This window comes from Cupriavidus yeoncheonensis (assembly GCF_905397275.1).
GTDB lineage: Bacteria > Pseudomonadota > Gammaproteobacteria > Burkholderiales > Burkholderiaceae > Cupriavidus > Cupriavidus yeoncheonensis.
In genome coordinates, this window is record NZ_CAJPUY010000001.1 from 142,090 (window position 1) to 166,197 (window position 24,108).

Genomic DNA, 24,108 nt, shown 5'->3' on the forward strand with positions numbered 1-24,108 from the left:
GAATGTGCGATTCCGCCCTTTGATTGACTGGACTTATGCTCGTGTTGCGTCGTGTTGTTGCTGGTGTGTTGACGGTCGGCTCTCTCGCCCTGGGGCTGATGGCGTCGCCGGCCTCGGCGGAAGTCGTGGTGGTGCTTAATTCGGGTGATGCAACCGTCACGCTGATCGACAAGGACACACAGAAGGTGCTGGAAACCTTCCCGGTCGGCAAGGAGCCCCATCACCTGATCGCCACGCCGGACGAAAAGTCGCTGATCGTGGCGAATGCCGTGGGCAATGACCTGGTCTTCCTCGACCCGGTGACCGGCAAGGTCCAGCAGCGCGTGCCCGGCATCGACGATCCCTACCAGGTCGGTTTTTCGCCGGACCAAAAGTGGTTCATCACCACCGGCAACCGGCTCGACCGTGTCGACCTCTACCGCTGGGACGGCAAGGCTCTGAAGATGGCCAAGCAGTTTCCGCTGGCCAAGACGCCCAGCCATATCGCCTACACCGCCGACAGCCGTATTGCATTCATTACGCTGCAGGATTCCAATGAGGTGGTGGCCATCGACCTGGCCACGCAGAACGTGATGTGGCGCATGGACGCGGGCTCGGCACCGGCGGGTATCTGGGTCACGCCTGACCAGCGCTACCTGCTGGTCGGCATGACGGGCGCCGACTACGTGGCCGTGATCGACTGGCGCACCCGTACCATAGTGAAGCAGATCCAGACCGGCAAGGGCGCGCACAATTTCCGCGCGGTGGGCGACAAGCGCCACCTGTTCCTGAGCAACCGCGTGACCGGCAGCATCAGCATCATCGACCAGCAGACCCTGACCAAGGTGGGCGACATTACCGGCCTGCCGCCGGGTCCGGACGATATGGAGCTGACCGCCGATGGCAAGACGCTGTGGGTGACGTTCCGCTGGGCACGTGCGGTCGGCCTGATCGACGTGGCCAATCGCAAGCTGGTCAAGACCATCCGTGTAGGCCGTTCGCCCCACGGAATCTATTTCCGCACCCGGGCGCCGCTTTACTGACGTCGACAGGGCAGGGAAGGATCATGCGCAAATCCGTCGCGCCTCGCTTGAAATCGCTGCTGGCCGCCCTGGCTGCCACGGTCGCGCCACTGACGGGGCTGCACGCGGCTGACGCGGCTGCGCCGGCCGGAAAGGCCTGCCCGGCGGGAACGCTGTATCTCACATTCGATACGGGCAGCATGAGCCAGGCCCAGCTGATCGCCGATACACTGCGCCGCCACCATATCAAGGCCACGTTCTTCCTGGCCAACGAGCCGACCGTCAACAAGGACAGCTCGCTCGAGCCCGGCTGGGCACCATATTGGAAGTTGCTGGCGGCGGACGGCCATGCCTTTGGCACGCATACCTACGACCACGTCTACCTGCGCAGCGTACGCGACGGCAAGGTGACCATGCGCCCGCAATTCGGGGCGCAGGCCGGCAAGGACGTGAGCATGGACGCCGACGGCTTTTGCCGCGAACTGCAACGCAGCGCGCAGGCGCTGCGCGGCATGACTGGCGTCGACATGGTGCCGCTGTGGCGCGCGCCGGGCGGGCGCACCGCTGCGCAAACGCTGCAGTGGGCCGAGCAATGCGGTTTCCGGCATGTAGGCTGGGCGCCGGCCGGATTCCTGGGCGACGAGTTGTCGTCGGAGCGTTACCCGAACCAGGCGCTGCTGGCCCGCGCGCTGCGTGACCTGCACGATGGCGACATCGCTATGGCGCATCTCGGCATCTGGTCGCGCAAGGACCCATGGGCGCCCGGCGTGCTGGAGCCGCTGATTTCCGGGCTGGAGCGCAAGGGCTTCTGCTTTGCCACGCTGCGCGAACATCCGGCTTACCGGGACTGGATCGCGACGGCCGGGCAGCGCAAGGAGGGCAAGCGCTGATGCTTGAGACGCTCAACGGCTGGATTGCACAGTTGGAAGGCACGCTGTTCCAGGACGTGGTCCTGCCGGCGGTCTACAACCTGGGCTTCGGCGGCTACGCGGAAGACGCGTTCACCGGCACCGAGTGGCTGCTGGTGGGCCTGGTGCAGATTGCCGTGATGGTGCTGATCCTGGGGCCGCTGGAAAAGCTGCGCCCGGTCGAGCCGGTCACGGATCGCGCCGGTGTCCGCACGGACATCTTCTATACCCTGATCCATCGGCTCGGACTGTTCCGGCTGGCGATGTTCTTCGTGCTGGCGCCGCTGACCGATGCGCTGGAAGGGCACCTGCGGATGTTCGGCTGGCAGCGCGTGAACGTGGAAGACTGGTGGCCGGCCGTGACGTCGATCCCGCTGGTCAGCTTCTTCCTGTACCTGCTGTTGTTCGACCTGCTCGACTACTGGTACCACCGCCTGTCGCACACCTACCGCTGGTGGTGGAGCCTGCATTCAGTGCACCACAGCCAGCGCCAGATGACGCTGTGGAGCGACAACCGCAATCACCTGCTCGACGACATGCTGCGCGACCTCGTGTTTGCCGTCGCCGCCATTGCCGTCGGGGTGGAGCCGTCCCAGTACGTGCTGCTGGTCGCGCTGTCGCAGTTGCTGCAAAGCCTGCAGCACGCTAACCTGCGGCTGCATTTCGGCGCGATCGGCGAACGCCTGCTGATCTCCCCGCGATTCCACCGCACGCACCACGCCGTCGGGCTCGGGCATGAAGCGGCTGGCGTGCCGGCGCGCCTCGGTGGTTGCAACTATGGCGTGATCTTCCCGTGGTGGGACATGCTGTTCGGCACGGCGGTCTTCACGCCGGCCTACCATCCCACCGGCATCCGCGACCAGATGCCGCCGCCGGCGGGCAAGGGCCGCGACTATGGCGCGGGACTGCTGGCCCAGCAGTGGTACGGCATCAAGCGCCTGCTGCGCCTCGGCTGAACCGACACGTCGCGATCTGGCGGCGTATGCTAGTGTTTCGGTGCGCGTGCATTTACCGGCGCATTGCACTGTTCCATTCTGACATCCTGCATGAACGACATTTTTCGCTCGTTTGGCCGAGCGCTCGTGAGCCAGTTGCATCCGCGCATGCTGATGTTGACGGTCCTGCCTTTCGTCCTTGCCACGGCACTCTGGGGAGGCCTGTTCTGGTGGGGCTGGGACCCGATCATGGGCGCGATGCGGTCTTTCCTGGAGGCTTCGGTCCTGACCAGCTGGATCTACAGCGCGCTGGACTGGTTCGGCCTGCAGTCGATGCGAGCCGTGGTCGCGCCACTGTTCGTGGCCGCGCTGGCGGTGCCGCTGGTCATTGCCTCGATGCTGCTGTTCATCAGCCTGTTTTCGGTGCCCGCGGTGGTACGCCATCTTGAGCGCAGCTACCCGGACCTGGCCAAGGAACGCGGTGGCAGCATCGTCGGCAGCGTGTTCCAGTCGCTCGGCAGTACGGTGGTGTTCCTGGTGCTGGTGCTGGTGACGTTGCCGCTGTGGCTGCTGCCGCTGTTCTTTGCATTGGTCCCGCCCGTCCTGTGGGGCTGGCTGACCTACCGCGTGATGACCTATGACGCGCTGGCCGACCACGCATCCGCCGAGGAGCGCAAGACCCTGATGCGGCGCCATCGTGTCCCGCTGCTGACGATGGGTGTCGTCGTGGGACTGCTCGGTTCGGCGCCGACGCTGCTGTGGGTGTCGTCGGCTGCGGTCATTTTCCTGTTTCCATTCGTGCTGGCGGGCATGCTGTGGCTCTATGTGCTGATCTTCATTTTCTCGGCGCTGTGGTTCGGACACTTCTGCCTGCGCGCGCTGGCGCAACTGCGTGCCGAGCGGGCCTCGGCCGCGCCGCCGCCATCGGCGCCGGCCGGTGACGTGATTGATCTGGCGCCGTCGGACGTGCGCCGCATTGAACATTCCTGAAGCGGGGGCATCATGGGTTTCGGCCTGATCGTCATTGGCGACGAAATACTTTCCGGGCGGCGAGAAGACAAGCACCTGCGCCGCGCCATCGAACTGCTGGGCGCGCGTGGGCTGAAGCTGGACTGGGCCCAGTATGTCGGCGATGACCGCGACAGCATCACGGCAACGCTGCGCCGCACGCTGGCGGGCACGGACATCGTGTTTTGCACGGGCGGCATCGGCGCGACGCCGGACGACCACACGCGCCAGTGTGCAGCCGCCGCGCTCGGCGTGCCGCTGGTGCTGCATCCCGAGGCGCGCGAGCAGATCGCGCTGCGGATCGCGGAAACGGCGCAAGGAGATCCGGTCAAGGGCGACCTCAACCTGCCCGAGAACCAGCATCGCTTCAAGATGGGGGAATTTCCGCAAGGCGCGCGCATCATCCCGAACAGCTACAACCGGATTCCCGGTTTCTCGGTGGCTGACCACCATTTCATGCCCGGGTTTCCCGTCATGGCGTGGCCGATGATGGAATGGGTGCTGGATCACGACTATGCCCACCTGTTCCACCAGGCTGGTCAGCAGGAACGAGCGTTCTACGTGTTCGAGGCGCCGGAATCGACGTTGACGCCGCTGATGGAGCGAGTCGAGGCGGCCTACCCGGGCATTCGGGTGTTCAGCCTGCCATCCGTGGGGGACGCGCAGCGCGGCGACCAGCTTGCGCGGCGCCATATCGACCTGGGCGTGAAAGGCCCGGCGGAGCAGGTCGGGCCGGCCTATGCGATGCTGCTCGAAGGCGTGCGCGGCATGGGCTTCGAAACGATGGAGCAGGCGGCCTCGGGGGCTGCCGGCTGAGTCGGGCCGAAAAGAAACAGGGGCCGGTCAGGCCCCTGTTTCTTTTGCGTGCCGCGGTGTCAGGCGCCGTGCCACGGCAGGCCGCGCACACACCAGCCTTCCACAGTCTTGCGGTGGTGGTTATCGTCGCGGTTGCCTTCGAAGCCTTCCAGCACGTCCATGGCGAACTGGTAGCCGGCTTCGGTGGCCACGCGGGCAGCGTGCTTGGAGCGCGCAGCGCTGCGGCACAGGAACAGAACCGGCGCGTCGGCCGGCACGCGGGCCTTCAGTTCTTCGAGGAAGCGCGGGTTCTGCGCGCCGCCGGGATAGGACATCCATTCGACGTGGGCGAACTGGGCGTCGGGCAGGTCGACGCCGCCCACCCAGTCGAGTTCGGCCTGCGTGCGCACGTCCACCAGCACGGCAGACGGATCGCCCTGCAGCAGCGCGAAGGCTTCCACGGGCGACAGGGCGCCGAAATAGGGAAGCTGGTTCTGTTGCTGGCGCACTTGCGCAGCCTTGAGGAGTTCGTCTCGGGTAGTCATCTGGGTGACAAGATTGATAGATGGAATAGCGGATGCCAGTCCGCTATTCTATAGCGCGCCCCGGCAATGACCATCATTCCTCGCCGGTCAGGAGAGGATTCTGGGCGATTGCAGTGCAGGCATATCCGATTTGGTGCATAGGCACTAATGCGGTGCCACAACTTGATGCGTGCACCGTTATGGTGTTTCATGGATGGGGCGTTCGCCGGCCGCCTTGTAGCGTTGGCGTCACGTGCTGACGGCAGCTAGTTCGGCCGTCTGGCGGGTGAACCCCGGTATGGTGCGCCGGCCTTGGCTGGCCACTTTTTTCGGGACGGTGGGGATGGGGCCGGAGTTAACTTGGCATGCTTTCTGCTAACATTCCTCGTCCCTTTTTAAGGGCAAGGAATCGCGCGGGCGCAGTGGCTCGGGACCACCGCACTTCGCACCGGCGCGATGACCGGCCCACGAATGGCTTTCTAGACTTCAGCCGAATTTCCAGGAGATTGGCATGGCCCAAAGCGTTGCAGATGTGATGAAGCTTGTGAAAGAAAACGACGTCAAGTTCGTCGATTTCCGCTTCACGGATACCAAAGGCAAGGAGCAGCACGTTTCGGTTCCGACGTCGCACTTCGACGATGACAAGTTCGAAAGCGGCCACGCCTTCGACGGCTCGTCCATCGCTGGCTGGAAGGGTATCGAGGCTTCGGACATGCTGCTGATGCCGGATCCGAACACCGCGATCATCGACCCGTTCTACGAAGAGCCGACGCTGGTCCTGACCTGCGACGTGGTCGAACCGTCGGACGGCAAGGGCTATGATCGTGACCCGCGTTCGATCGCCAAGCGCGCTGAAGCCTACCTGAAGAGCACGGGCCTGGGCGACACCGCCTTCTTCGGTCCGGAACCCGAATTCTTCATCTTCGACGGCGTGACCTGGAACGTCGACATGCAAGGCTGCTTCGTGAAGATTCATTCCGAAGAAGCCCCGTGGTCGTCGGGCAAGGAATTCGAGCACGGCAATTCGGGCCACCGTCCGGGCAAGAAGGGCGGCTACTTCCCGGTCGCCCCGATCGACACGTTCCAGGACATGCGTTCGGAAATGTGCCTGATCCTGGAATCGCTGGGCATTCCGGTTGAAGTGCACCACCATGAAGTGGCTGGCCAGGGCCAGAACGAAATCGGCACCCGCTTCAGCACGCTGGTGCAGCGCGCCGACTGGACCCAGCTGCAGAAGTACGTGATCCAGAACGTCGCCCACACCTACGGCAAGACCGCCACGTTCATGCCGAAGCCCATCGTCGGCGACAACGGCTCGGGCATGCACGTGCACCAGTCGATCTGGAAGGATGGCCAGAACCTGTTCGCGGGCAACGGCTACGCCGGCCTGTCGGAATTCGCCCTGTACTACATCGGCGGCATCATCAAGCACGCTCGCGCGCTGAACGCCATCACCAACCCGGGCACGAACTCGTACAAGCGCCTGGTGCCGGGCTTCGAAGCCCCGGTGAAGCTGGCCTACTCGGCCCGTAACCGTTCGGCCTCGATCCGCATTCCGTACGTGGCCAACCCGAAGGGCCGCCGTATCGAGACCCGCTTCCCGGATCCGCTGATGAACCCGTACCTGGGCTTCTCGGCGCTGATGATGGCCGGCCTGGACGGCGTGATGAACAAGATCCACCCGGGCGAAGCTGCCGACAAGAACCTGTACGACCTGCCGCCGGAAGAGGATGCAAAGATCCCGACCGTCTGCAACAGCCTCGACCAGGCCCTGGAATACCTCGACAACGACCGTGAGTTCCTGACCCGCGGCGGCGTGTTCTCCAACTCCATGCTCGACGCCTACATCGAGCTGAAGATGGAAGAAGTCACCCGCTTCCGCATGACCACTCATCCGGTTGAGTTCGAAATGTATTACTCGCTGTAAGCGGGATGTTGCCCGGCGATGACGTCAGGTTGTGGTCGGGCAACAGTTGCACCAGCAAGGGGCGGCTTTGGCTGCCCCTTTTTCTTTTGATGGCTAGAATGGGGCTTTCCGTTCAACCCTCTCGCTGATGTTCATGAACGCGTTCCCGCCCATGGCCAGGCCGGCCAAGTCGTTGCACCTGTTCCGTGTACGACTCCCCATTCTGGTGTCTGCCGCATTGCTGGTGGCCTCCGCGTTGAGCCAGTCGGCCCAGGCGCAGTCTTCTGACGTCTATGTCTGTGTCGGGCCCAATGGGGTGCCGGAGTATCGCAACGGTAGCGCGGGCAAAGGGTGCAAGCGACTGAACCTGCCCGATGTGGTCACGGTGCAGGGCGGACGTACCGCGGCGCCGGCCAAGGCCGCGGGGACTTCAGGCGGCACAGCAGGCGGCACAGCAGGCGGGACAGCGGCCACCAGCGGTTTTCCGCGCGTGGACAGCGCCACGCAGAAGAGCCGCGACAGCGAGCGGCGCACCGTGCTGGAGCAGGAGCTGCAGGCCGAGGACGCCAAGCTGGCGGCGCTGCGTGCCGAGTACAACAACGGCCAGCCCGAGCGGCAGGGCAATGAACGCAATTATCAGAGGTACCTGGATCGTACGGCAGGGCTGCGCGATGACATCGGCCGCAGCGAGGCCAATGCGGCGTCGCTGCGCCGCGAGCTTTCCAACCTGAAGGACTAGTCTTATGCGTCGCCTGATTCGCAGTGTGTCGCGCAGGGGCGGCGGCGCCGACGGCGCCCGTGGCGACACTGCCGGCCAGACTCAACCGGTCAATGGTCCGGACAGCGGTCAGGTGTCGCCGCTTGGGGCGGTTGTGCTGCATTCGGGCCTGGATGTCGTGGCCAATCCCGTCCTGCTGGTCAGGCAGCCGGGTCTGCGCGTGGCCTATGCCAATCCGGCTGCCGAATCGACTTTCGCGGTGTCGCGCAAGGCCATGGTGGAACTGTCTCTGCCGGACCTGTTCGGACAGTCGGAAGAGCTGCAGGGCATGATCGATACGGTGGTCACGCGCCAGTTCGACGTACGACGCCAGGACCTGGTGCTGCGTCCGCCGTTGCAGGAGCCGATCCATGCGCATGTGGTCATCGGCGCGCTGGAGGCGTTCGGCGATACCGTGCTGGTGGAGATCCTGCTCAACGAGCAGAAGGTCCGCAGCGAACGGGAGGAGCGCATCCTGGACCTGACTGCCGCCAACAAGGAACTGATCCGCAATCTGGCGCACGAGATCAAGAATCCGCTGGGCGGCATCCGCGGCGCGGCGCAGTTGCTGGAATTCGAACTGCCCGAGCGCTCGCTGCGCGAGTACACCCAGGTCATCATCAAGGAATCGGACCGGCTGCAGACGCTGGTGGATCGGCTGCTGGAGCCGCACCGCCACCCGCATATCGTGTCGAGCCTGAATATCCACGAAGTGCTGGAGCGCGTGCGCTCGGTCGTGCTGGCCGAGTTCCCCAACGGCCTGGACATCGTGCGCGACTACGATGCCAGCCTGCCCGAGTTGCACGGCGATATGGAACAACTGATCCAGGCGGTTCTGAATATCGTCCACAACGCCGCGCAGGCTCTGGCCGAACGCATGGCGCGTGGCGATGCGCAGATCGTCTTGCGGACCCGGGTCGCGCGCCAGGTCACGATCGCCAAGCGTCTGTTCAAGCTGGCATTGGACTTGCATGTGATCGACAACGGCCCGGGAATTCCCGAGGACATCCGCGAACGCATCTTCTATCCGCTGGTTTCGGGCAGGGATGGCGGCAGCGGTCTCGGTCTCACACTCGCTCAAACCTTCGTGCAGCAGCACGAGGGCTTGATCGAATGCGAGAGCAGGCCGGGTTGTACCGACTTCCGCATCCTGCTGCCGCTGCACTAGCTGTCCCGCCGGCATCCGCGATCGATCGTTGCACTGTCGCCAGGCGGGCATGCGGAAGACCAAATGACACCGAGCAGACAAGCGACGCACATGAAGCCGATCTGGATAGTCGACGACGATCAATCAATCCGCTGGGTACTTGAAAAGGCCCTGGCCCGTGAAAGCCTGCTCTCCCGCAGCTTTACCAACGTCCGCGACGTGCTCGCGGCATTGGAAGACGATGTCCCGCAAGTCCTGATATCGGATATCCGCATGCCCGGAGGATCGGGCCTGGACCTGCTGCAGGCCATCAAGGCCAAGCACCCGGGCCTGCCCGTCATCATCATGACGGCCTACTCGGACCTCGACAGCGCGGTCGCGGCGTTCCAGGGCGGGGCCTTCGAATACCTGGCCAAGCCGTTCGATGTCGACAAGGCCGTCGAGCTGATCCGCCGTGCGCTGGAGGAGAGCCTGCGCGAGGAGGAGATGGATGACCGGCTGGTCGATGCGCCCGAGATCCTGGGCCAGGCGCCCGCGATGCAGGATGTCTTCCGCGCCATCGGAAGGCTGTCGCAGTCCAACGTCACGGTGATGATCACCGGCGAATCCGGCACCGGCAAGGAACTGGTCGCGCGCGCCCTGCACAAGCACAGCCCCCGCGCCAACGGCCCGTTCATCGCGCTCAACACGGCCGCCATTCCGAAGGATCTGCTCGAATCCGAGCTGTTCGGGCACGAACGCGGGGCCTTCACGGGCGCGCAAACCATGCGCCGCGGTCGCTTCGAGCAGGCTGAGGGAGGCACGCTGTTCCTTGACGAAATCGGCGACATGCCGTTCGACCTGCAGACCCGGTTGTTGCGCGTGCTGTCCGATGGCAACTTCTATCGCGTGGGCGGACACAATCCGCTGCGCGCCAATGTGCGGGTCATTGCGGCCACGCACCAGAACCTGGAGGTGCGCGTCAAGGAAGGCCTGTTCCGCGAGGACTTGTTTCATCGCCTGAACGTGATCCGCCTGCGGCTGCCGCCGCTGCGCGAACGGCCGGAAGACATCACGCTGCTGGCCCGGCATTTCCTGCAGAAGAGCGCGAAGGAGCTGGGCGTGGAGCCCAAGCGCATGTCCGACGAGGCGCTGACCTATGTCAGCACCTTGCCGTTCCCGGGCAATGTGCGACAGCTCGAGAACCTCTGCAATTGGCTGACCGTGATGGCCCCGGCCCAGACCATCGAGGTCAAGGACCTGCCGCGCGAAATGATCGGGACCGGCAGTGCCGAAGGCGCGCCGGCCGTGCATCGTGCCGCCGAGCCGCGCCTGCCATCCGCCGAGATCGCCGGCGGCCATGACCTGTCGGACTACGGCGGCCTGGCCATGCCGGTTGCCGAGTCGGAGACCATGACGGCGGTGCGGCCTGTCACCGCATCGGCAGCCTCCGCGCTGGCATCGTCGACGGCCGGATGGGAAAACCTGCTCGCCGGCGAGGCGCGTGCGATGCTGGAATCCGGGCAGACCGAAGTGATGGACGTGCTGACCCGGCGCTTTGAAAAGGCCGTGCTCGAAGCGGCGCTGGGCGTCACGCGTGGCCGTCGCGTGGAAGCCGCCACGCGGCTGGGTATCGGGCGCAATACCATTACGCGCAAGCTGCAGGAGCTGGGATTCGACTGAGCCCGACCGCGACGTTCAGTGAAAATAGAAAAGGCCGGGTTTGCCCCGGCCTTTCCTATTGTTGGCCGCGCGCCGCAAGCAGTTGTCCGGCCATTTCCGCAAATCCTTCGCCACCGCTGGCCTCGGTCACATAGGCCGGCGCGACTGGCAGCTGTGGCAGGATCTCGCGTACGTTGGCCACCCCGACCGACAGCGGGAAATGCGCGAACATGCTGGCATCGTTTGCGGAGTCGCCGATGAACAGCCATTCGTCGCGCCGCGCGTCGAGGTCTTCGCCAAGCAGTTCGGTCACGCACAACCGGCTCATGCTCAGCTTGTCGTGCCGGCCGAACCAGCCGTTGACGTGAATGGAGCTGACGGTGGCGGTCATTCCGGCATCCTGCATGAGCCGGACGATGTGGACCACGGCATCGGCTGGCAGCGGCGTGACGTCTTCCGCATGGTCGATGGCCAGGTCGGCCGCATGCCAGGCCTGGTCGGAAGCGAGCGCGCTGCCGGGCACCTCGCGCCGGATGCGCTCGCCCAGGGCGCGGATGCGCTCCAGGTTGCGCGCGCGAGTCGGGGCATCATCGAGGAAGCGGGTCAGCAGCCGGCCATGGCGCAGATGGGAATAGAACGCACCGTTCTCGCCGATGATGGCGTCCACAGGCCAGAGCCGGACCAGGATCTCGGCCCAGGCGATGCAGCGCCCGGTGACCGGGATGACATGCAGGCCGGCCTGCGTGAGCTGTTCGAGGGCCAGTACCGCGCGCGCGGGCAGCCTGCCGCCCGTGGTAAGGGTGCCGTCGATATCGGTCAGGATGCCGCGCACGCGGCGCAGGGCAGGGGCGGGGAGGTTTCGCAGCGGTTGCATGGCTTTGCATTCTACTGACGGCGTGGCCCAGCCTGCTGACGTTGCATTGCAGCATGTTGCGAACTCGTGGTTTTGCTGAATTGATCCTCTAGGTGCGACAGGCGTAACATGCCGCTGTCACAAAAAGCACATAGATTCGCTCGATTCCCGATCCAGCGGACAAAACCGACTCAGGAGAGACTCACCCATGTCCTTTTCCCGTAGTGTGCTGAAGATCGCCGCGCTGGCCGCCCTTGCAGGGTCCGGCAGCGCCCAGGCAGCGGTCGAGATCCAGTGGTGGCATTCCATGGAAGGCGCCTTGAACGACAAGGTGAATGCCATTGCCGGCCAGTTCAATGCCAGCCAGTCCGACTACAAGATCGTGCCCGTCTACAAGGGCCAGTATGACGAGTCGCTGGCGGCCGGTATCGCGGCGTTCCGCTCAGGCAACGCGCCAGCCATCCTGCAGGTATTCGAAGTGGGCACGGCCACCATGATGAATGCCAAGGGCGCCATCAAGCCCGTAGCTACGGTCATGAAGGAGGCGGGCGAGAAGTTCGACCCCAAGGCGTATATTCCCGCTGTGGCTGGCTACTACACGTCGAACAAGGGCGAGATGATGTCGTTCCCGTTCAACAGCTCGACCACGGTGATGTACTACAACAAGGATGCATTCAAGAAGGCCGGGCTCGATCCCAACAAGCCGCCTGCAACGTGGCAGGAGGTGGCGACCGACTCGGCCAAGCTGAAGGCAGCCGGCGTTTCGTGCGGCTATACCACTGACTGGCAATCGTGGGTGCACCTCGAGAGCTTCTCTGCCTGGCACAACACGCTCTTCGCCACGGAGAACAATGGCTTCGGCGGACCGGGCGCACGCCTGGTGTTCAACTCGCCGCTGCACGTCAAGCACATCGCCAATCTGCTCGACATGTCGCAGAAGGGCTACTTCGTCTACGGCGGTCGCAAGGACGAGCCGAAGGCCAAGTTCATCGCCGGGCAATGCGCGATGCTGACAGGCTCGTCGGCGGCGCTTGCCAATATCCGCAAGAATGCCAAGTTCGATTTCACGGTGGCGCCGCTGCCGTACGAGCAGGGCGTGCCAGGCGCACCGCAGAACACGATTATCGGCGGTGCATCGCTGTGGGTGATGGGTGGCCGCAAGCCCGAGGAGTACAAGGGTGTGGCCAAGTTCTTCTCGTACCTGTCGCGCCCGGACGTCCAGGCGGACTGGCATCAGTCGACGGGCTACCTGCCGGTGACGGTGGCCGCCTATGAACTCACCAAGAAGTCCGGCTACTACGACAAGAACCCGGGTGCGGACGTGGCGGTCAAGCAGATGATCGTCAAGACCACGGAGAAGTCGCGCGGTATCCGCCTGGGCAACTTCCCGCAGATCCGCAGCGTGATCGACGAAGAGCTCGAGGCAGTCTGGTCGGGCAAGAAGCAGCCCAAGGAGGCGCTTGATGCCGCCGTGGCGCGTGGCAACGAACTTCTGGAGCGTTTCCAGAAGACCGTGCGCGAGTAATCTTCGCCGGTTCGTGTGGCGGGGCAAGGCTACGGCGGCCGCAACCGCGGCTGCCCGGCCTTTGCCCGTTGTTCATGCAAGGCGGCGCCGTGGCCGCCGCGGCACGAGATGCCTTATGGAAAAACGCGTTGTCTTCCGTTCATCCTGGCTGCCCTATCTGCTGGTGTTGCCGCAGATGGCGGTCACGCTGATCTTTTTCTTCCTGCCTGCCGGGCAAGCGCTGTACCAGTCGGTGTTCCAGCAAGACGCATTCGGCATCGATCTGCAATTCGTCGGGCTGGATAATTTCCGGGCGCTGGCAAATGACGGCGAATACCTGCACTCGTTGCAGGTCACCGCAGTGTTTGCGGTGGGCGTGACGCTGCTGGGTTTGTCCGTCTCATTGCTGCTGGCCTACTTCGCCGACCGCGTCGTGCGCGGCGCGACGGGGTACAAGACGCTGCTGATCTGGCCTTATGCTGTGGCGCCGGCCGTGGCAGGCGTGCTGTGGATGTTCCTCTTCAATCCTACGCTGGGCGTCGTGTCCTACGCGCTGCATGCTGCCGGCGTGAACTGGAACTTCCTGCTCAATGCCAACCAGGCCATGGTGCTGGTGGTCATCATCGCCGCGTGGAAGCAGATCAGCTACAACTTCCTGTTCTTCCTGGCGGGCTTGCAGAGCATTCCCAAGTCGCTGATCGAGGCGGCGGCGATCGATGGCGCCGGACCCTGGAGGCGCTTCTGGTCGATCGTCTTTCCGCTGCTGTCGCCGACCACTTTCTTCCTGATGGTGGTCAATGTGGTGTACGCCTTTTTCGACACCTTTGCGATCATCGACGCAGTGACGCATGGCGGGCCGGTCAATGCCACCAATACGCTGGTGTACAAGGTCTACCACGACGGATTCCGCGGACTGGATATCGGCGGCTCGGCAGCGCAGTCAGTGGTGCTGATGGGGATCGTGATCGCGCTGACGGTCGTGCAGTTCCAGTACGTGGAACGCAAGGTGCAATACTAGGAGGCGGGCTGCAAGATGGTGGAACGACGACCTTTGCTCGATGTACTGTCGCATTTGATGCTGCTCCTTGGCGTGGGCATCGTGGCCTTTCCGGTCTATGTGACCTTTGTCGCTTCGACGCTGACGGCGGATGAAGTGTTGCAGGCGCCCATGACGTTGCTGCCCGGTGGCCACTTGCTGGAAAACTACAGGACGGTCCTGGCGGATGGTGTCGGCAATGCGGCGTCGCCCGTGTCCACGATGATGAAGAACAGTCTCATCATGGCGCTGGGCATCGCGCTGGGCAAGATCGCAATCTCGATCATTTCCGCGTTTGCCATCGTCTATTTCCGTTTCCCGCTGCGCAAGACGTTCTTCTGGCTGATCTTCATCACGCTGATGCTGCCGGTGGAGGTCCGCATCCTGCCGACCTACAAGGTGGTGTCCGACCTCGGCATGCTGGACACATACTTCGGCCTGACGATTCCTATCATCGCCTCGGCCACGGCCACCTTCCTGTTCCGGCAATTCTTCCTGACCATTCCCGATGAGTTGGCCGAGGCCGCGCGCATCGACGGGGCCGGACCGTTGCGCTTTTTCTGGGACGTAGTGCTGCCGCTGTCGCGCACGAGCATCGCGGCGCTGTTTGTGATCCAGTTCATCTATGGCTGGAATCAATACCTCTGGCCACTGCTGATCACCACGCAGAAGTCGATGACGCCGGTGGTCGTAGGCGTGACGCAGATGATTTCGCGCTCGGGCGATGCCGCGACGGACTGGAACCTGGTGATGGCTACCGTGATGCTGGCCATGATCCCGCCCGCCGTGGTGGTGGTGCTGATGCAGAAGTGGTTCGTGAAGGGACTGGTCGAAACCGAGAAGTGAGCGCGTGACCGGGTCACGCAAGCTGTACAGGAACAGGACAATGGCAAAACTGTCGCTTCGCAATGTTCAGAAGACCTATGCCGGCAACGTCAAGGTCGTGCACGGTATCGACATGGAGATCGCCGATGGCGAGTTCATCGTCATCGTGGGGCCGTCCGGCTGTGGCAAGTCGACGCTGCTGCGCATGGTGGCGGGGCTGGAGACCATTACCGGTGGCGACATCCATATCGGTGACAGGATCGTCAACCAGCTGGAGCCGGCGGAGCGGGATATCGCCATGGTGTTCCAGAACTACGCGCTGTACCCGCATATGACCGTGTACGACAACATGGCATACGGGCTGAAGATACGCGGCATGGCCAGGGCCGAGATCGAGCAGCGCGTCAGGCACGCGGCGGGCATCCTGGAGCTGGCGCCGCTGCTGGAGCGCAGGCCCCGGCAGCTGTCCGGCGGACAGCGGCAGCGCGTGGCGATGGGGCGTGCCATCGTGCGCGAGCCATCGGTGTTCCTGTTCGACGAGCCGCTGTCGAACCTCGATGCCAAGCTGCGCGTGCAGATGCGCCTGGAGCTCAAGGAGCTGCATCGGCGCCTGGGAACCACCAGCCTGTACGTGACGCATGACCAGGTGGAGGCCATGACGCTGGCGGACCGCATGATGGTGCTCAACGGCGGCCGCGTGGAGCAGATCGGCACGCCGCTCGAGGTCTATACCCGCCCGGCGAGCACCTTCGTGGCCGGCTTCATCGGTTCGCCGCCGATGAACCTGGTTCCGGTCGTGCGCAACGGCGAGGCCGGCGGTGCGGACGGGGCGCAGATGCGGGTCGTCGGCAAGGAGGGCAATGCCAGCGGCGCAACACTGGGTCACCTGCCCATGGGGCTGCATCTGCCTGCGGAGGCGCTGCTGGGCCTGCGGCCCGAGCACATCGAGCCCTGTGCCGTGCATGAGGCGATTGCCGAAGTGGACGTGCGCGTGGTCGAGGCGCTGGGCGCCGACTCCTTTGCTTATGGCTCGCTGGGCGGCCAGCCCATCGTCGTGCGTCTGGACAGCCATGCGCGGGTGCGCGCCGGTGACAAGCTGCCGGTGACGTCGTCGGCAGACCATCTGCATTTCTTCGACTCGCAGTCGGGCAAGCGCATCGAGGCCTGAGCATGAACGCACCCAAATCTCCAGCAGTCACGGCGGCCAACTGGCCATACCCGCGCTTCATCGCCCATCGTGGCGCCGGCAAGCTCGCGCCGGAAAATACACTGGCGGCATTTCGCCTCGGAGCATCGTTCGGCTACCGCATGTTCGAGTTCGATGTGAAGCTCAGTGCGGACGGCAAGCCGATCCTGATGCACGATGCCACGCTGGACCGGACGACCTCCGGTGCCGGCCGCGTCGACGGGCTGACCTTGGGCGAGCTGGCGCAGCTCGACGCCGGTGCCTGGCACAGCCCGGGCTACGCCGGCGAGGCGGTTGCGACGCTGGCCGCCATTGCGCGCTATACGCAAGCCAACGGGTTGCACAGCAATATCGAGATCAAGCCGGTGCCGGGGCGGGAAGCGCAGACCGGCGCCGCGGTCGCGCTGGATGCTCAGGTCCTGTGGCGCGATGCCGCGGTACCGCCGCTGCTCTCGTCATTCTCTGAGGAGGCTCTGGCCGCGGCGCGCCAGGCCGTTCCCGACCTGCCGCGCGCGCTGCTGGTTGACGCGTTGCCGGTTGACTGGCTTGAGCGTGCCCGGGCGCTCGGCTGCGTGGCGCTGGACGCCAATTACCGCGTCCTGGACGCGCAGCTTATCGCCGCGGCGCATGCCGCCGGACTGAGGGTCCTGAGCTACACGGTCAATGATCCCGAACGTGCCGCACAACTGCTCGGGTGGGGGCTGGATGGACTGATCACGGACGGTATCGATGTCATCGCGCCGGTCGAATGATTATTGCGGATATGTTGTTTGCGAAGCGAATTGATGCATTGCGCAATTCCGCATCGCGAAAAGTCCACATTGCGTATAAGCAAACATGCTATTCTTACGCCCGTGAAGACTTAGGTCCTTCCCCGCACAACTTGCCCTTTCGGGCCTTGTGACGGCACTTTCACTCCGGCGCCCTCGTGGTGCCGTTTGTCCAAGGGCCGTCCGTTGGGCTCCCAAGAGTTGTTTGCAATCCGCTAACCGGTCAAGCCGTGTCGCGGAAGGTTGAATAACCCGCTGAACTCCGGCATTCCCGGAGAATAGTGAGCGTCCCATGATGCAACAGTATCAGAGCAATTCGTATCTCTTCGGCGGCAACGCCCCGTACGTTGAAGAGCTGTACGAAGCCTATCTCCAGAACCCGACTTCGGTTCCCGACAACTGGCGCGCGTATTTCGACGCGATGCAGAATGTCCCCGCCGTGGACGGTTCCAATTCGCGTGACGTTCCGCACGCTCCCATCGTCGCCTCGTTTGCCGAGCGCGCCAAAGCTGGCCCCATCAAGACCATTGTTGCCTCGGCCGATTCCGACATGGGCCGCAAGCGCGTCGCTGCCACCCAGCTGATCGCCGCCTACCGCAACATCGGTACCCATTGGGCCGACCTGGACCCGCTCAAGCGCCAGGAGCGTCCGCCCCTGCCGGATCTGGACCCGGCTTTCTACGGCTTCTCCGAAGCTGATCTCGACATCGTCTTCAATGCCAGCAACACCTATTTTGGCAAGGAGTCGATGAGCCTGCGCGAGTTGCTGAACAACCTGCGCGAAACCTACTGCGGCACCATCGGCGCCGAATTCATGTACGTGAGCGACCAGGCGCAGAAGCGCTGGTGGCAGGAGCGCCTGGAATCCACGCGTTCCAAGCCGGTCTTCACGCTGGAAAAGAAGAAGCACATCCTCGACCGCCTGACGGCGGCCGAAGGCCTGGAGCGCTTCCTCCACACCAAGTACGTTGGCCAGAAGCGCTTCTCGCTGGAAGGTGGCGAAAGCTTCATCGCCGCGATGGACGAGCTGATCCAGGAAGCGGGCAGCAAGGGTGTGCAGGAAATCGTGATCGGCATGGCCCACCGCGGCCGCCTGAACGTGCTGGTCAATACGCTGGGCAAGATGCCGGCTGACCTGTTCGCCGAATTCGAAGGCAAGCACGTCGATGACCTGCCGGCCGGTGACGTCAAGTACCACAAGGGCTTCTCGAGCGATGTCTCGACCCCCGGCGGCCCGGTTCACCTGTCGCTCGCATTCAACCCGTCGCACCTGGAAATCGTCAACCCGGTGGTGGAAGGCTCGTCCAAGGCGCGCCAGGAACGCCGCGGCGACGCCGGCCACAAGGAAGTGCTGCCGGTGCAGGTGCACGGCGACGCGGCCTTTGCCGGCCAGGGCGTGGTCATGGAAACGCTGAACCTCGCGCAGACCCGCGGCTACGGCACGGGCGGCTCGATGCACATCGTGATCAACAACCAGATCGGCTTCACCACTTCCGATCCGCGCGACGCCCGTTCGACGCTGTACTGCACGGACGTGGTCAAGATGATCGAGGCGCCGGTGCTGCACGTGAACGGCGACGATCCCGAAGCCGTGGTGTACGCCATGCAGCTGGCTGTGGACTTCCGCATGGAGTTCAACAAGGATGTCGTGGTCGACATCATCTGCTTCCGCAAGCTGGGCCACAACGAGCAGGACACTCCGGCTGTCACGCAGCCGCTGATGTACAAGAAGATCGGCCAGCATCCGGGCACGCGCAAGCTGTACGCCGACAAGCTGGTTGCGCAGAACCTGGTCCCGGCCGAGTTCGGCGACGAGAAGGTCAAGGAATACCGCGCCGCAATGGACGCCGGCAAGCACACCGCCGACCCGGTCCTGTCGAACTTCAAGAACAAGTTCGCCGTCGACTGGATGCCGTTCCTGAACCGCAAGTGGACCGACGCCGCCGACACTGCCGTGCCGGTGACTGAACTGAAGCGCCTGGCCGAACGCATCACCACCACGCCTGAAACGCTGAAGCTGCACCCGTTGGTGGAGAAGGTCGTCAAGGACCGCGCCAATATGGGTCGGGGCGAACAGCCGCTGGACTGGGGCATGGGTGAGCACCTGGCCTTCGCTTCGCTGGTGTCGTCGGGCTATCCGGTGCGTATCACCGGCCAGGACGCCGGTCGCGGCACCTTCACCCACCGTCACGCCGTGCTGCACGACCAGGCCCGTGAACGCTGGGACGCCGGCTCGTATGTGCCGCTGCAGAACGTGTCCGAAAACCAGGCACCGTTCACGGTGATCGACTCGGTGCTGTCGGAAGAAGCCGTGCTCGGCTTCGAATACGGCTACTCGGCCGCAGAGCCAAACGCGATGGTGATCTGGGAAGCCCAGTTCGGCGACTTCGTCAACGGCGCCCAGGTGGTGATCGACCAGTTCATCTCGTCGGGTGAAGTGAAGTGGGGCCGTGCCTCGGGCCTGACCCTGATGCTGCCGCACGGCTACGAAGGCCAGGGTCCGGAACACAGCTCGGCCCGTATCGAGCGTTTCCTGCAGCTCTGCGCGGACCACAATATGCAGGTCTGCCAGCCGACCACGCCGGCACAGATCTTCCACCTGCTGCGCCGCCAGATGATCCGTCTGTTCCGCAAGCCGCTGGTGATCATGACGCCGAAGTCGCTGCTGCGTAACAAGGAAGCCGTCTCGCCGCTGTCCGACCTGGCCAAGGGTCACTTCGAAACGGTCATCCCCGACCACGAAGAACTGAACGCCAGCAAGGTCAAGCGCGTGATCATGTGCTCGGGCAAGGTCTACTACGACCTGGTCAACACGCGCAAGGAACGCGAGGCGAATGACGCCGCCGTCATCCGCCTGGAGCAGCTGTATCCGTTCCCGCACAAGGCAGTTGCTGCGGAACTCAAGAAGTACCCGAACGCCACCGAAATCGTGTGGTGCCAGGACGAGCCGCAGAACCAGGGGGCCTGGTTCTTCGTGCAGCACTACATCATGGAAAACATGACGGATGGCCAGAAGCTCGGTTATGCCGGTCGTCCCGCTTCCGCTTCGCCGGCAGTGGGCTACTACGCAAAGCACAACGAGCAACAGAAGGCGCTGCTGGACGCTGCTTTCGCCAAGCTCAAGGGCTTTGTCCTGACCAAGTAATTGTGGCAGCACGGCGGCGCTCGCAGGTGACCGCCGTGTCTTTCCTGCCTGAAGAACAAAACGCATACATCGAGGAATTCACAACCATGGCTATTGTTGACGTCAAGGTTCCGCAACTGTCCGAATCGGTCGCCGAAGCGACCATGCTGAACTGGAAGAAGAAGCCTGGCGAAGCTGTCGCTCAGGACGAGATCCTGATCGAGATCGAGACCGACAAGGTCGTGCTCGAAGTGCCGGCCCCGTCCGCCGGCGTGCTGTCGCAGATCATCAAGAACGACGGCGACACCGTCGTGGCCGAAGAGATCATCGCCAAGATCGATACCGAAGCCACTGCTGGCGCGACGGCTCCCGCAGCCGCCGCTCCGGCGCCTGCCGCGGCCGCACCGGCTCCTGCAGCCGCCGCCGCAACGGCCAACCCCGGCGCCGTCGCCATGCCTTCGGCTGCAAAGCTGATGGCCGAAGGCGGCCTGTCGGCCAGCCAGGTTGCCGGTACCGGCAAGGATGGCCGCATCACCAAGGGCGACGTGCTGGGTGCCGCCGCTGCGCCCGCGCCGGCCGCCAAGGCTGCCCCGGCTCCCGCTGCCGCCGCCAAGCCGGCCCTGCAGCAAGTCGCCGCCAACGTGGACTTCGCCACACTGGGCGACCGCCCGGAAGAACGCGTGCCGATGAGCCGCCTGCGCGCACGTATCGCCGAGCGCCTGCTGCAGTCGCAAGCCACCAACGCCATCCTCACCACGTTCAATGAAGTGAACATGAAGCCGGTGATGGACCTGCGCAACAAGTACAAGGACCGCTTCGAGAAGGAACACGGCGTGAAGCTGGGCTTCATGTCGTTCTTCGTCAAGGCCGCGGTCCACGCGCTGAAGAAGTTCCCGCTGATCAACGCCTCGATCGACGGCAACGACATCGTCTACCACGGCTACTTCGACATCGGCATCGCCGTGGGCTCGCCGCGTGGCCTGGTGGTGCCCATCCTGCGCAATGCCGACCAGATGACCCTGGCCGACATCGAGAAGAAGATTGCCGAGTTCGGCGTCAAGGCCCGTGACGGCAAGCTGTCGCTGGAAGAACTCACCGGCGGTACCTTCTCGATCTCGAACGGCGGCGTGTTCGGCTCGATGCTGTCGACCCCGATCATCAACCCGCCGCAATCGGCCATCCTGGGCGTGCACGCGACCAAGGACCGCCCGGTGGTGGAAGACGGCCAGATCGTGATCCGCCCGATGAACTACCTGGCCATGTCCTACGACCACCGCATCATCGACGGCCGCGAAGCCGTGCTGGGCCTGGTCGCCATGAAGGACGCGCTGGAAGATCCGGCCCGCCTGCTGCTGGACCTGTAAGAACCGGTCCCCCCGCGCGCCTGGCGCGCGGGGTGCGCTCCCCGTGTTGACGGCGCGCCCGGCACATGCTGCCGCCGGCGCCCACAAAGGAATTTCCATGAGCAAACAATTCGACGTGCTGGTGATCGGCGCCGGCCCCGGCGGCTATATCGCCGCCATCCGCGCTGGTCAGCTCGGCCTGAACGTGGCCTGCTGCGAAGGCAACGCCTACGACGACCCCAAGAACGAAACGCGCCTGGGCGGCACCTGCCTGAACGTGGGTTGCATTCCCTCGAAGGCGCTGCTGGCCTCCTCGGAAGAATTCGAGAACGTCCAGCATCACCTGGCCGACCACGGCATCACCGTGGGCGACGTCAAGGTCGACGTTGCCAAGATGCTCAAGCGCAAGGACGATATCGTCGGCAAGATGACCAAGGGCATCGAGTTCCTGTTCCGCAAGAACAAGGTCACGCTGCTCAAGGGCTACGGCAAGTTCGTCGGCAAGACCGCCGAGGGCTTCCAGGTCGAGATCGCCGGTGAAGTCGTGACCGCCAAGCAGGTCATCATCGCTACCGGTTCCAAGGCTCGCCACCTGCCGGGCATCAAGGTCGACAACGACCTCGTCAGCGATAACGAGGGTGCGCTCAAGTTCCCCACCGTGCCGAAGAAGCTGGGCGTGATCGGTGCCGGCGTGATCGGCCTCGAGCTGGGCTCGGTATGGCGCCGCCTCGGTGCCGAGGTGACCGTGCTGGAAGCGCTGCCCGCTTTCCTGGGCGCCGCCGACGAAGGCGTGGCCAAGGAAGCCCAGAAGCAGCTGACCAAGCAGGGCCTGAAGTTCAGCCTGGGCGTGAACGTGAACGAAGTCACGACCGGCAAGAACGGCGTGACCGTCAAGTACACCGACAAGGACGGCGCTGCCCAGACCCTGGAAGTCGACCGCCTGATCGTGTCGGTCGGCCGCGTGCCCAACACCGACAACCTGGGCCTTGACGCTGTCGGCCTGGCCGCCGACCAGCGCGGCTTCATCGAGGTGGACGACCACTGCGCCACCAAGGTGCCTGGCCTGTGGGCGATCGGCGACGTGGTGCGCGGCCCGATGCTCGCGCACAAGGCCGAGGACGAAGGCGTGGCCGTGGCCGAGCGCATCGCCGGCCAGAAGCCGCACATCGACTACAACTGCGTTCCGTGGGTGATCTACACCTTCCCGGAAATCGCATGGGTCGGCAAGACCGAAGCCCAGCTCAAGGCCGAAGGCCGCGAGTTCAAGGCCGGCCAGTTCCCGTTCATGGCCAACGGCCGTGCGCTGGGCATGGGCCATCCGGAAGGCTTCGTCAAGATGCTGGCCGACGCCAAGACCGACGAGATCCTGGGCGTGCACATCGTGGCTGCCAATGCATCGGACCTGATTGCCGAAGCCGTCGTGGCGATGGAGTTCAAGGCCGCGAGCGAAGATATCGGCCGTGTCTGCCATCCGCACCCGTCGATGTCGGAAGTCATGCGCGAAGCCGCGCTGGCCGTCGACAAGCGTCAGCTCAACATGTAAGGCATCTGTCCGCATTTGCCTGAGCACCGGCGCGCCGCAACAGCGGCGCGCCGTTTTCACTTGCAAACCATGCCGGATCCAATCGATTCCGGGCATGGCCGAGGAGGGTGCGGCCGCACTTTCCGCGCGCAGTCCAGAACGAAACAGCCAGCATGAACGTCAGCGAGTACTACGAGAAGGAACTGAAGGAACGCGGCTACCATTCCGACGAGGCGCAACTGCGCGCCGTGGCTCGCCTGCAGCAATGCTACGACGAGTGGGTGGCCTACAAGAGCCGCCGCAGCAATGCCATCCGCAAGCTGCTGGTGCACCCGGAGGTGCCCAAGGGCGTGTACTTGTGGGGCGGGGTGGGGCGCGGGAAGTCCTTCCTGATGGACAGCTTCTATACGTGCGTCCCGGTGGTGCGCAAGACGCGCCTGCACTTCCACGAGTTCATGCGCGAAGTGCATCGCCAGCTGGAAGAACTGCGCGGACGCCCCGATCCACTGGATGAACTGGCCAAGCGGATTGCCCGGCGCTACCGCCTGATCTGCTTCGATGAGTTCCACGTCAATGACGTCGCTGACGCCATGATGCTGCACCGGCTGCTGCAACAGCTGTTCGAGAACGGCGTGCAGTTTGTGATGACGTCCAACTACCGGCCCGACCTGCTTTACCCGGACGGCTTGCACCGCGACCGTGTGCTGCCCGCGATCGCGTTGCTCCAGCAGAAGCTCGACGTGCTCAATGTCGATGCCGGGATCGACTATCGCAAGCGCGCGCTGGAACAGGTGGAGGCGTACCACACGCCGCTCGACGCCAAGGCCAATTCGGCGCTCCGCGATGCCTTTACCACCATCGCCGGCGTAGCGGACGAGTCGCCGCTCCTGCATATCGAGCACCGCGAACTGCGCGCACTTCGCAAGGCCAATGGCGTGGTCTGGTTCGACTTTGCCACGTTGTGCGGCGGCCCGCGCTCGCAGAATGACTACCTGGAGCTGGCCTCCCAGTTTCATACGGTGATCTTGTCCGATGTTCCTCGCATGACGCCGAGAATGTCGTCGGAAGCGCGCCGTTTCACGTGGCTGATCGATGTGTTCTACGACCACAAGGTCAAGCTGCTGATGTCGGCCGAAGTCCCGGCGGATGAGCTTTACGTCGAGGGCCAGATGGCCAATGAATTCCACCGCACGGTGTCGCGCATCATCGAGATGCAGTCCCGGGAGTACCTGGAAGCCGAGCGCCGGACCGCGGACACCTCGCTTACCTGAGCGCTGCGTGCCCGTTTTGGGAAACCGGCCCGGCCGCTATTGACCTATATCA

20 protein-coding genes are annotated in these 24,108 nt (G+C 64.1%); 18 read left to right on the forward strand and 2 right to left on the reverse strand.

Features of this window, described 5'->3' with window-relative positions; all coding sequences use genetic code 11:
* Positions 1 to 35 precede the first annotated feature (35 nt).
* The 5 genes from KHO22_RS00635 (at position 36) to KHO22_RS00655 (ending at position 4,668) form a co-directional block, all read left to right on the forward strand.
* A complete protein-coding gene (locus KHO22_RS00635) occupies positions 36 to 1,022 on the forward strand; it encodes a YVTN family beta-propeller repeat protein (protein ID WP_211945160.1) in 987 nt (328 codons plus the stop codon).
* Positions 1,023 to 1,045: 23 nt separating this feature from the next.
* On the forward strand, positions 1,046 to 1,891 hold the full coding sequence (locus KHO22_RS00640; RefSeq protein ID WP_211945161.1) for a polysaccharide deacetylase family protein: 846 nt from the start codon (positions 1,046 to 1,048) through the stop codon (positions 1,889 to 1,891).
* On the forward strand, positions 1,891 to 2,865 hold the full coding sequence (locus tag KHO22_RS00645) for a sterol desaturase family protein (RefSeq protein WP_211945162.1): 975 nt from the start codon (positions 1,891 to 1,893) through the stop codon (positions 2,863 to 2,865). The genes KHO22_RS00640 and KHO22_RS00645 overlap by 1 nt, the downstream gene beginning before the upstream one ends.
* Positions 2,866 to 2,955: 90 nt before the next feature.
* Positions 2,956 to 3,834 carry an EI24 domain-containing protein gene (locus KHO22_RS00650; protein ID WP_211945163.1) on the forward strand — a complete coding sequence of 293 codons (879 nt, stop codon included), beginning with the start codon at positions 2,956 to 2,958 and terminating at the stop codon, positions 3,832 to 3,834.
* Between the two features lie 12 nt (positions 3,835 to 3,846).
* Positions 3,847 to 4,668, forward strand: coding sequence for a competence/damage-inducible protein A (locus tag KHO22_RS00655; RefSeq protein WP_211945164.1), 822 nt, complete (start codon positions 3,847 to 3,849; stop codon positions 4,666 to 4,668).
* Positions 4,669 to 4,727: 59 nt separating this feature from the next.
* Here the strand turns inward: KHO22_RS00655 and KHO22_RS00660 are convergent, their stop codons facing one another.
* On the reverse strand, positions 4,728 to 5,192 hold the full coding sequence (locus KHO22_RS00660; protein WP_211945165.1) for a rhodanese-like domain-containing protein: 465 nt from the start codon (positions 5,190 to 5,192) through the stop codon (positions 4,728 to 4,730).
* Between the two features lie 490 nt (positions 5,193 to 5,682).
* On the opposite strand from KHO22_RS00660, the gene KHO22_RS00665 reads away from it, so the two are divergent.
* The 4 genes from KHO22_RS00665 (at position 5,683) to ntrC (ending at position 10,643) form a co-directional block, all read left to right on the forward strand.
* On the forward strand, positions 5,683 to 7,098 hold the full coding sequence (locus KHO22_RS00665; RefSeq protein ID WP_211945166.1) for a 3-hydroxylaminophenol mutase: 1,416 nt from the start codon (positions 5,683 to 5,685) through the stop codon (positions 7,096 to 7,098).
* Positions 7,099 to 7,225: 127 nt separating this feature from the next.
* Complete coding sequence (locus KHO22_RS00670; RefSeq protein ID WP_211945167.1) at positions 7,226 to 7,816, forward strand: DUF4124 domain-containing protein; 591 nt, start codon at positions 7,226 to 7,228, stop codon at positions 7,814 to 7,816.
* A gap of 4 nt (positions 7,817 to 7,820) precedes the next feature.
* A complete protein-coding gene (glnL, locus tag KHO22_RS00675) occupies positions 7,821 to 9,002 on the forward strand; it encodes a nitrogen regulation protein NR(II) (protein ID WP_211945168.1) in 1,182 nt (393 codons plus the stop codon).
* A 90-nt stretch (positions 9,003 to 9,092) separates the two neighbouring features.
* Positions 9,093 to 10,643, forward strand: coding sequence for a nitrogen regulation protein NR(I) (ntrC, locus tag KHO22_RS00680; protein ID WP_211945462.1), 1,551 nt, complete (start codon positions 9,093 to 9,095; stop codon positions 10,641 to 10,643).
* Between the two features lie 55 nt (positions 10,644 to 10,698).
* On the opposite strand, the gene KHO22_RS00685 is transcribed toward ntrC, so the two are convergent.
* Entirely contained in the window at positions 10,699 to 11,496 is a 798-nt protein-coding gene (locus tag KHO22_RS00685) for an HAD-IIB family hydrolase (protein WP_211945169.1), read from the reverse strand.
* Between the two features lie 187 nt (positions 11,497 to 11,683).
* On the opposite strand from KHO22_RS00685, the gene ugpB reads away from it, so the two are divergent.
* From ugpB to zapE, 9 genes are all read left to right on the forward strand, one after another.
* Positions 11,684 to 13,000 (forward strand): sn-glycerol-3-phosphate ABC transporter substrate-binding protein UgpB, encoded by a 1,317-nt coding sequence (gene ugpB, locus KHO22_RS00690; RefSeq protein ID WP_211945170.1) that lies wholly within the window; start codon positions 11,684 to 11,686, stop codon positions 12,998 to 13,000.
* A gap of 115 nt (positions 13,001 to 13,115) precedes the next feature.
* Positions 13,116 to 13,997: a sn-glycerol-3-phosphate ABC transporter permease UgpA gene (gene ugpA, locus KHO22_RS00695; protein ID WP_211945171.1), complete on the forward strand. Its 882-nt coding sequence runs from the start codon at positions 13,116 to 13,118 to the stop codon at positions 13,995 to 13,997.
* 15 nt (positions 13,998 to 14,012) lie between these two features.
* Positions 14,013 to 14,861 (forward strand): sn-glycerol-3-phosphate ABC transporter permease UgpE, encoded by an 849-nt coding sequence (gene ugpE, locus KHO22_RS00700; RefSeq protein WP_211945172.1) that lies wholly within the window; start codon positions 14,013 to 14,015, stop codon positions 14,859 to 14,861.
* Positions 14,862 to 14,901: 40 nt separating this feature from the next.
* Positions 14,902 to 16,008: a sn-glycerol-3-phosphate import ATP-binding protein UgpC gene (locus KHO22_RS00705; RefSeq protein WP_211945173.1), complete on the forward strand. Its 1,107-nt coding sequence runs from the start codon at positions 14,902 to 14,904 to the stop codon at positions 16,006 to 16,008.
* Between the two features lie 2 nt (positions 16,009 to 16,010).
* Positions 16,011 to 16,778 carry a glycerophosphodiester phosphodiesterase gene (ugpQ, locus tag KHO22_RS00710; protein ID WP_211945174.1) on the forward strand — a complete coding sequence of 256 codons (768 nt, stop codon included), beginning with the start codon at positions 16,011 to 16,013 and terminating at the stop codon, positions 16,776 to 16,778.
* Between the two features lie 310 nt (positions 16,779 to 17,088).
* Positions 17,089 to 19,941 carry a 2-oxoglutarate dehydrogenase E1 component gene (locus KHO22_RS00715; RefSeq protein WP_211945175.1) on the forward strand — a complete coding sequence of 951 codons (2,853 nt, stop codon included), beginning with the start codon at positions 17,089 to 17,091 and terminating at the stop codon, positions 19,939 to 19,941.
* A gap of 86 nt (positions 19,942 to 20,027) precedes the next feature.
* Complete coding sequence (gene odhB / locus KHO22_RS00720; RefSeq protein ID WP_211945176.1) at positions 20,028 to 21,284, forward strand: 2-oxoglutarate dehydrogenase complex dihydrolipoyllysine-residue succinyltransferase; 1,257 nt, start codon at positions 20,028 to 20,030, stop codon at positions 21,282 to 21,284.
* A gap of 97 nt (positions 21,285 to 21,381) precedes the next feature.
* Positions 21,382 to 22,806 carry a dihydrolipoyl dehydrogenase gene (gene lpdA, locus KHO22_RS00725; RefSeq protein WP_211945177.1) on the forward strand — a complete coding sequence of 475 codons (1,425 nt, stop codon included), beginning with the start codon at positions 21,382 to 21,384 and terminating at the stop codon, positions 22,804 to 22,806.
* A 152-nt stretch (positions 22,807 to 22,958) separates the two neighbouring features.
* Positions 22,959 to 24,056 carry a cell division protein ZapE gene (zapE, locus tag KHO22_RS00730; protein ID WP_211945178.1) on the forward strand — a complete coding sequence of 366 codons (1,098 nt, stop codon included), beginning with the start codon at positions 22,959 to 22,961 and terminating at the stop codon, positions 24,054 to 24,056.
* Positions 24,057 to 24,108: the final 52 nt, after the last annotated feature.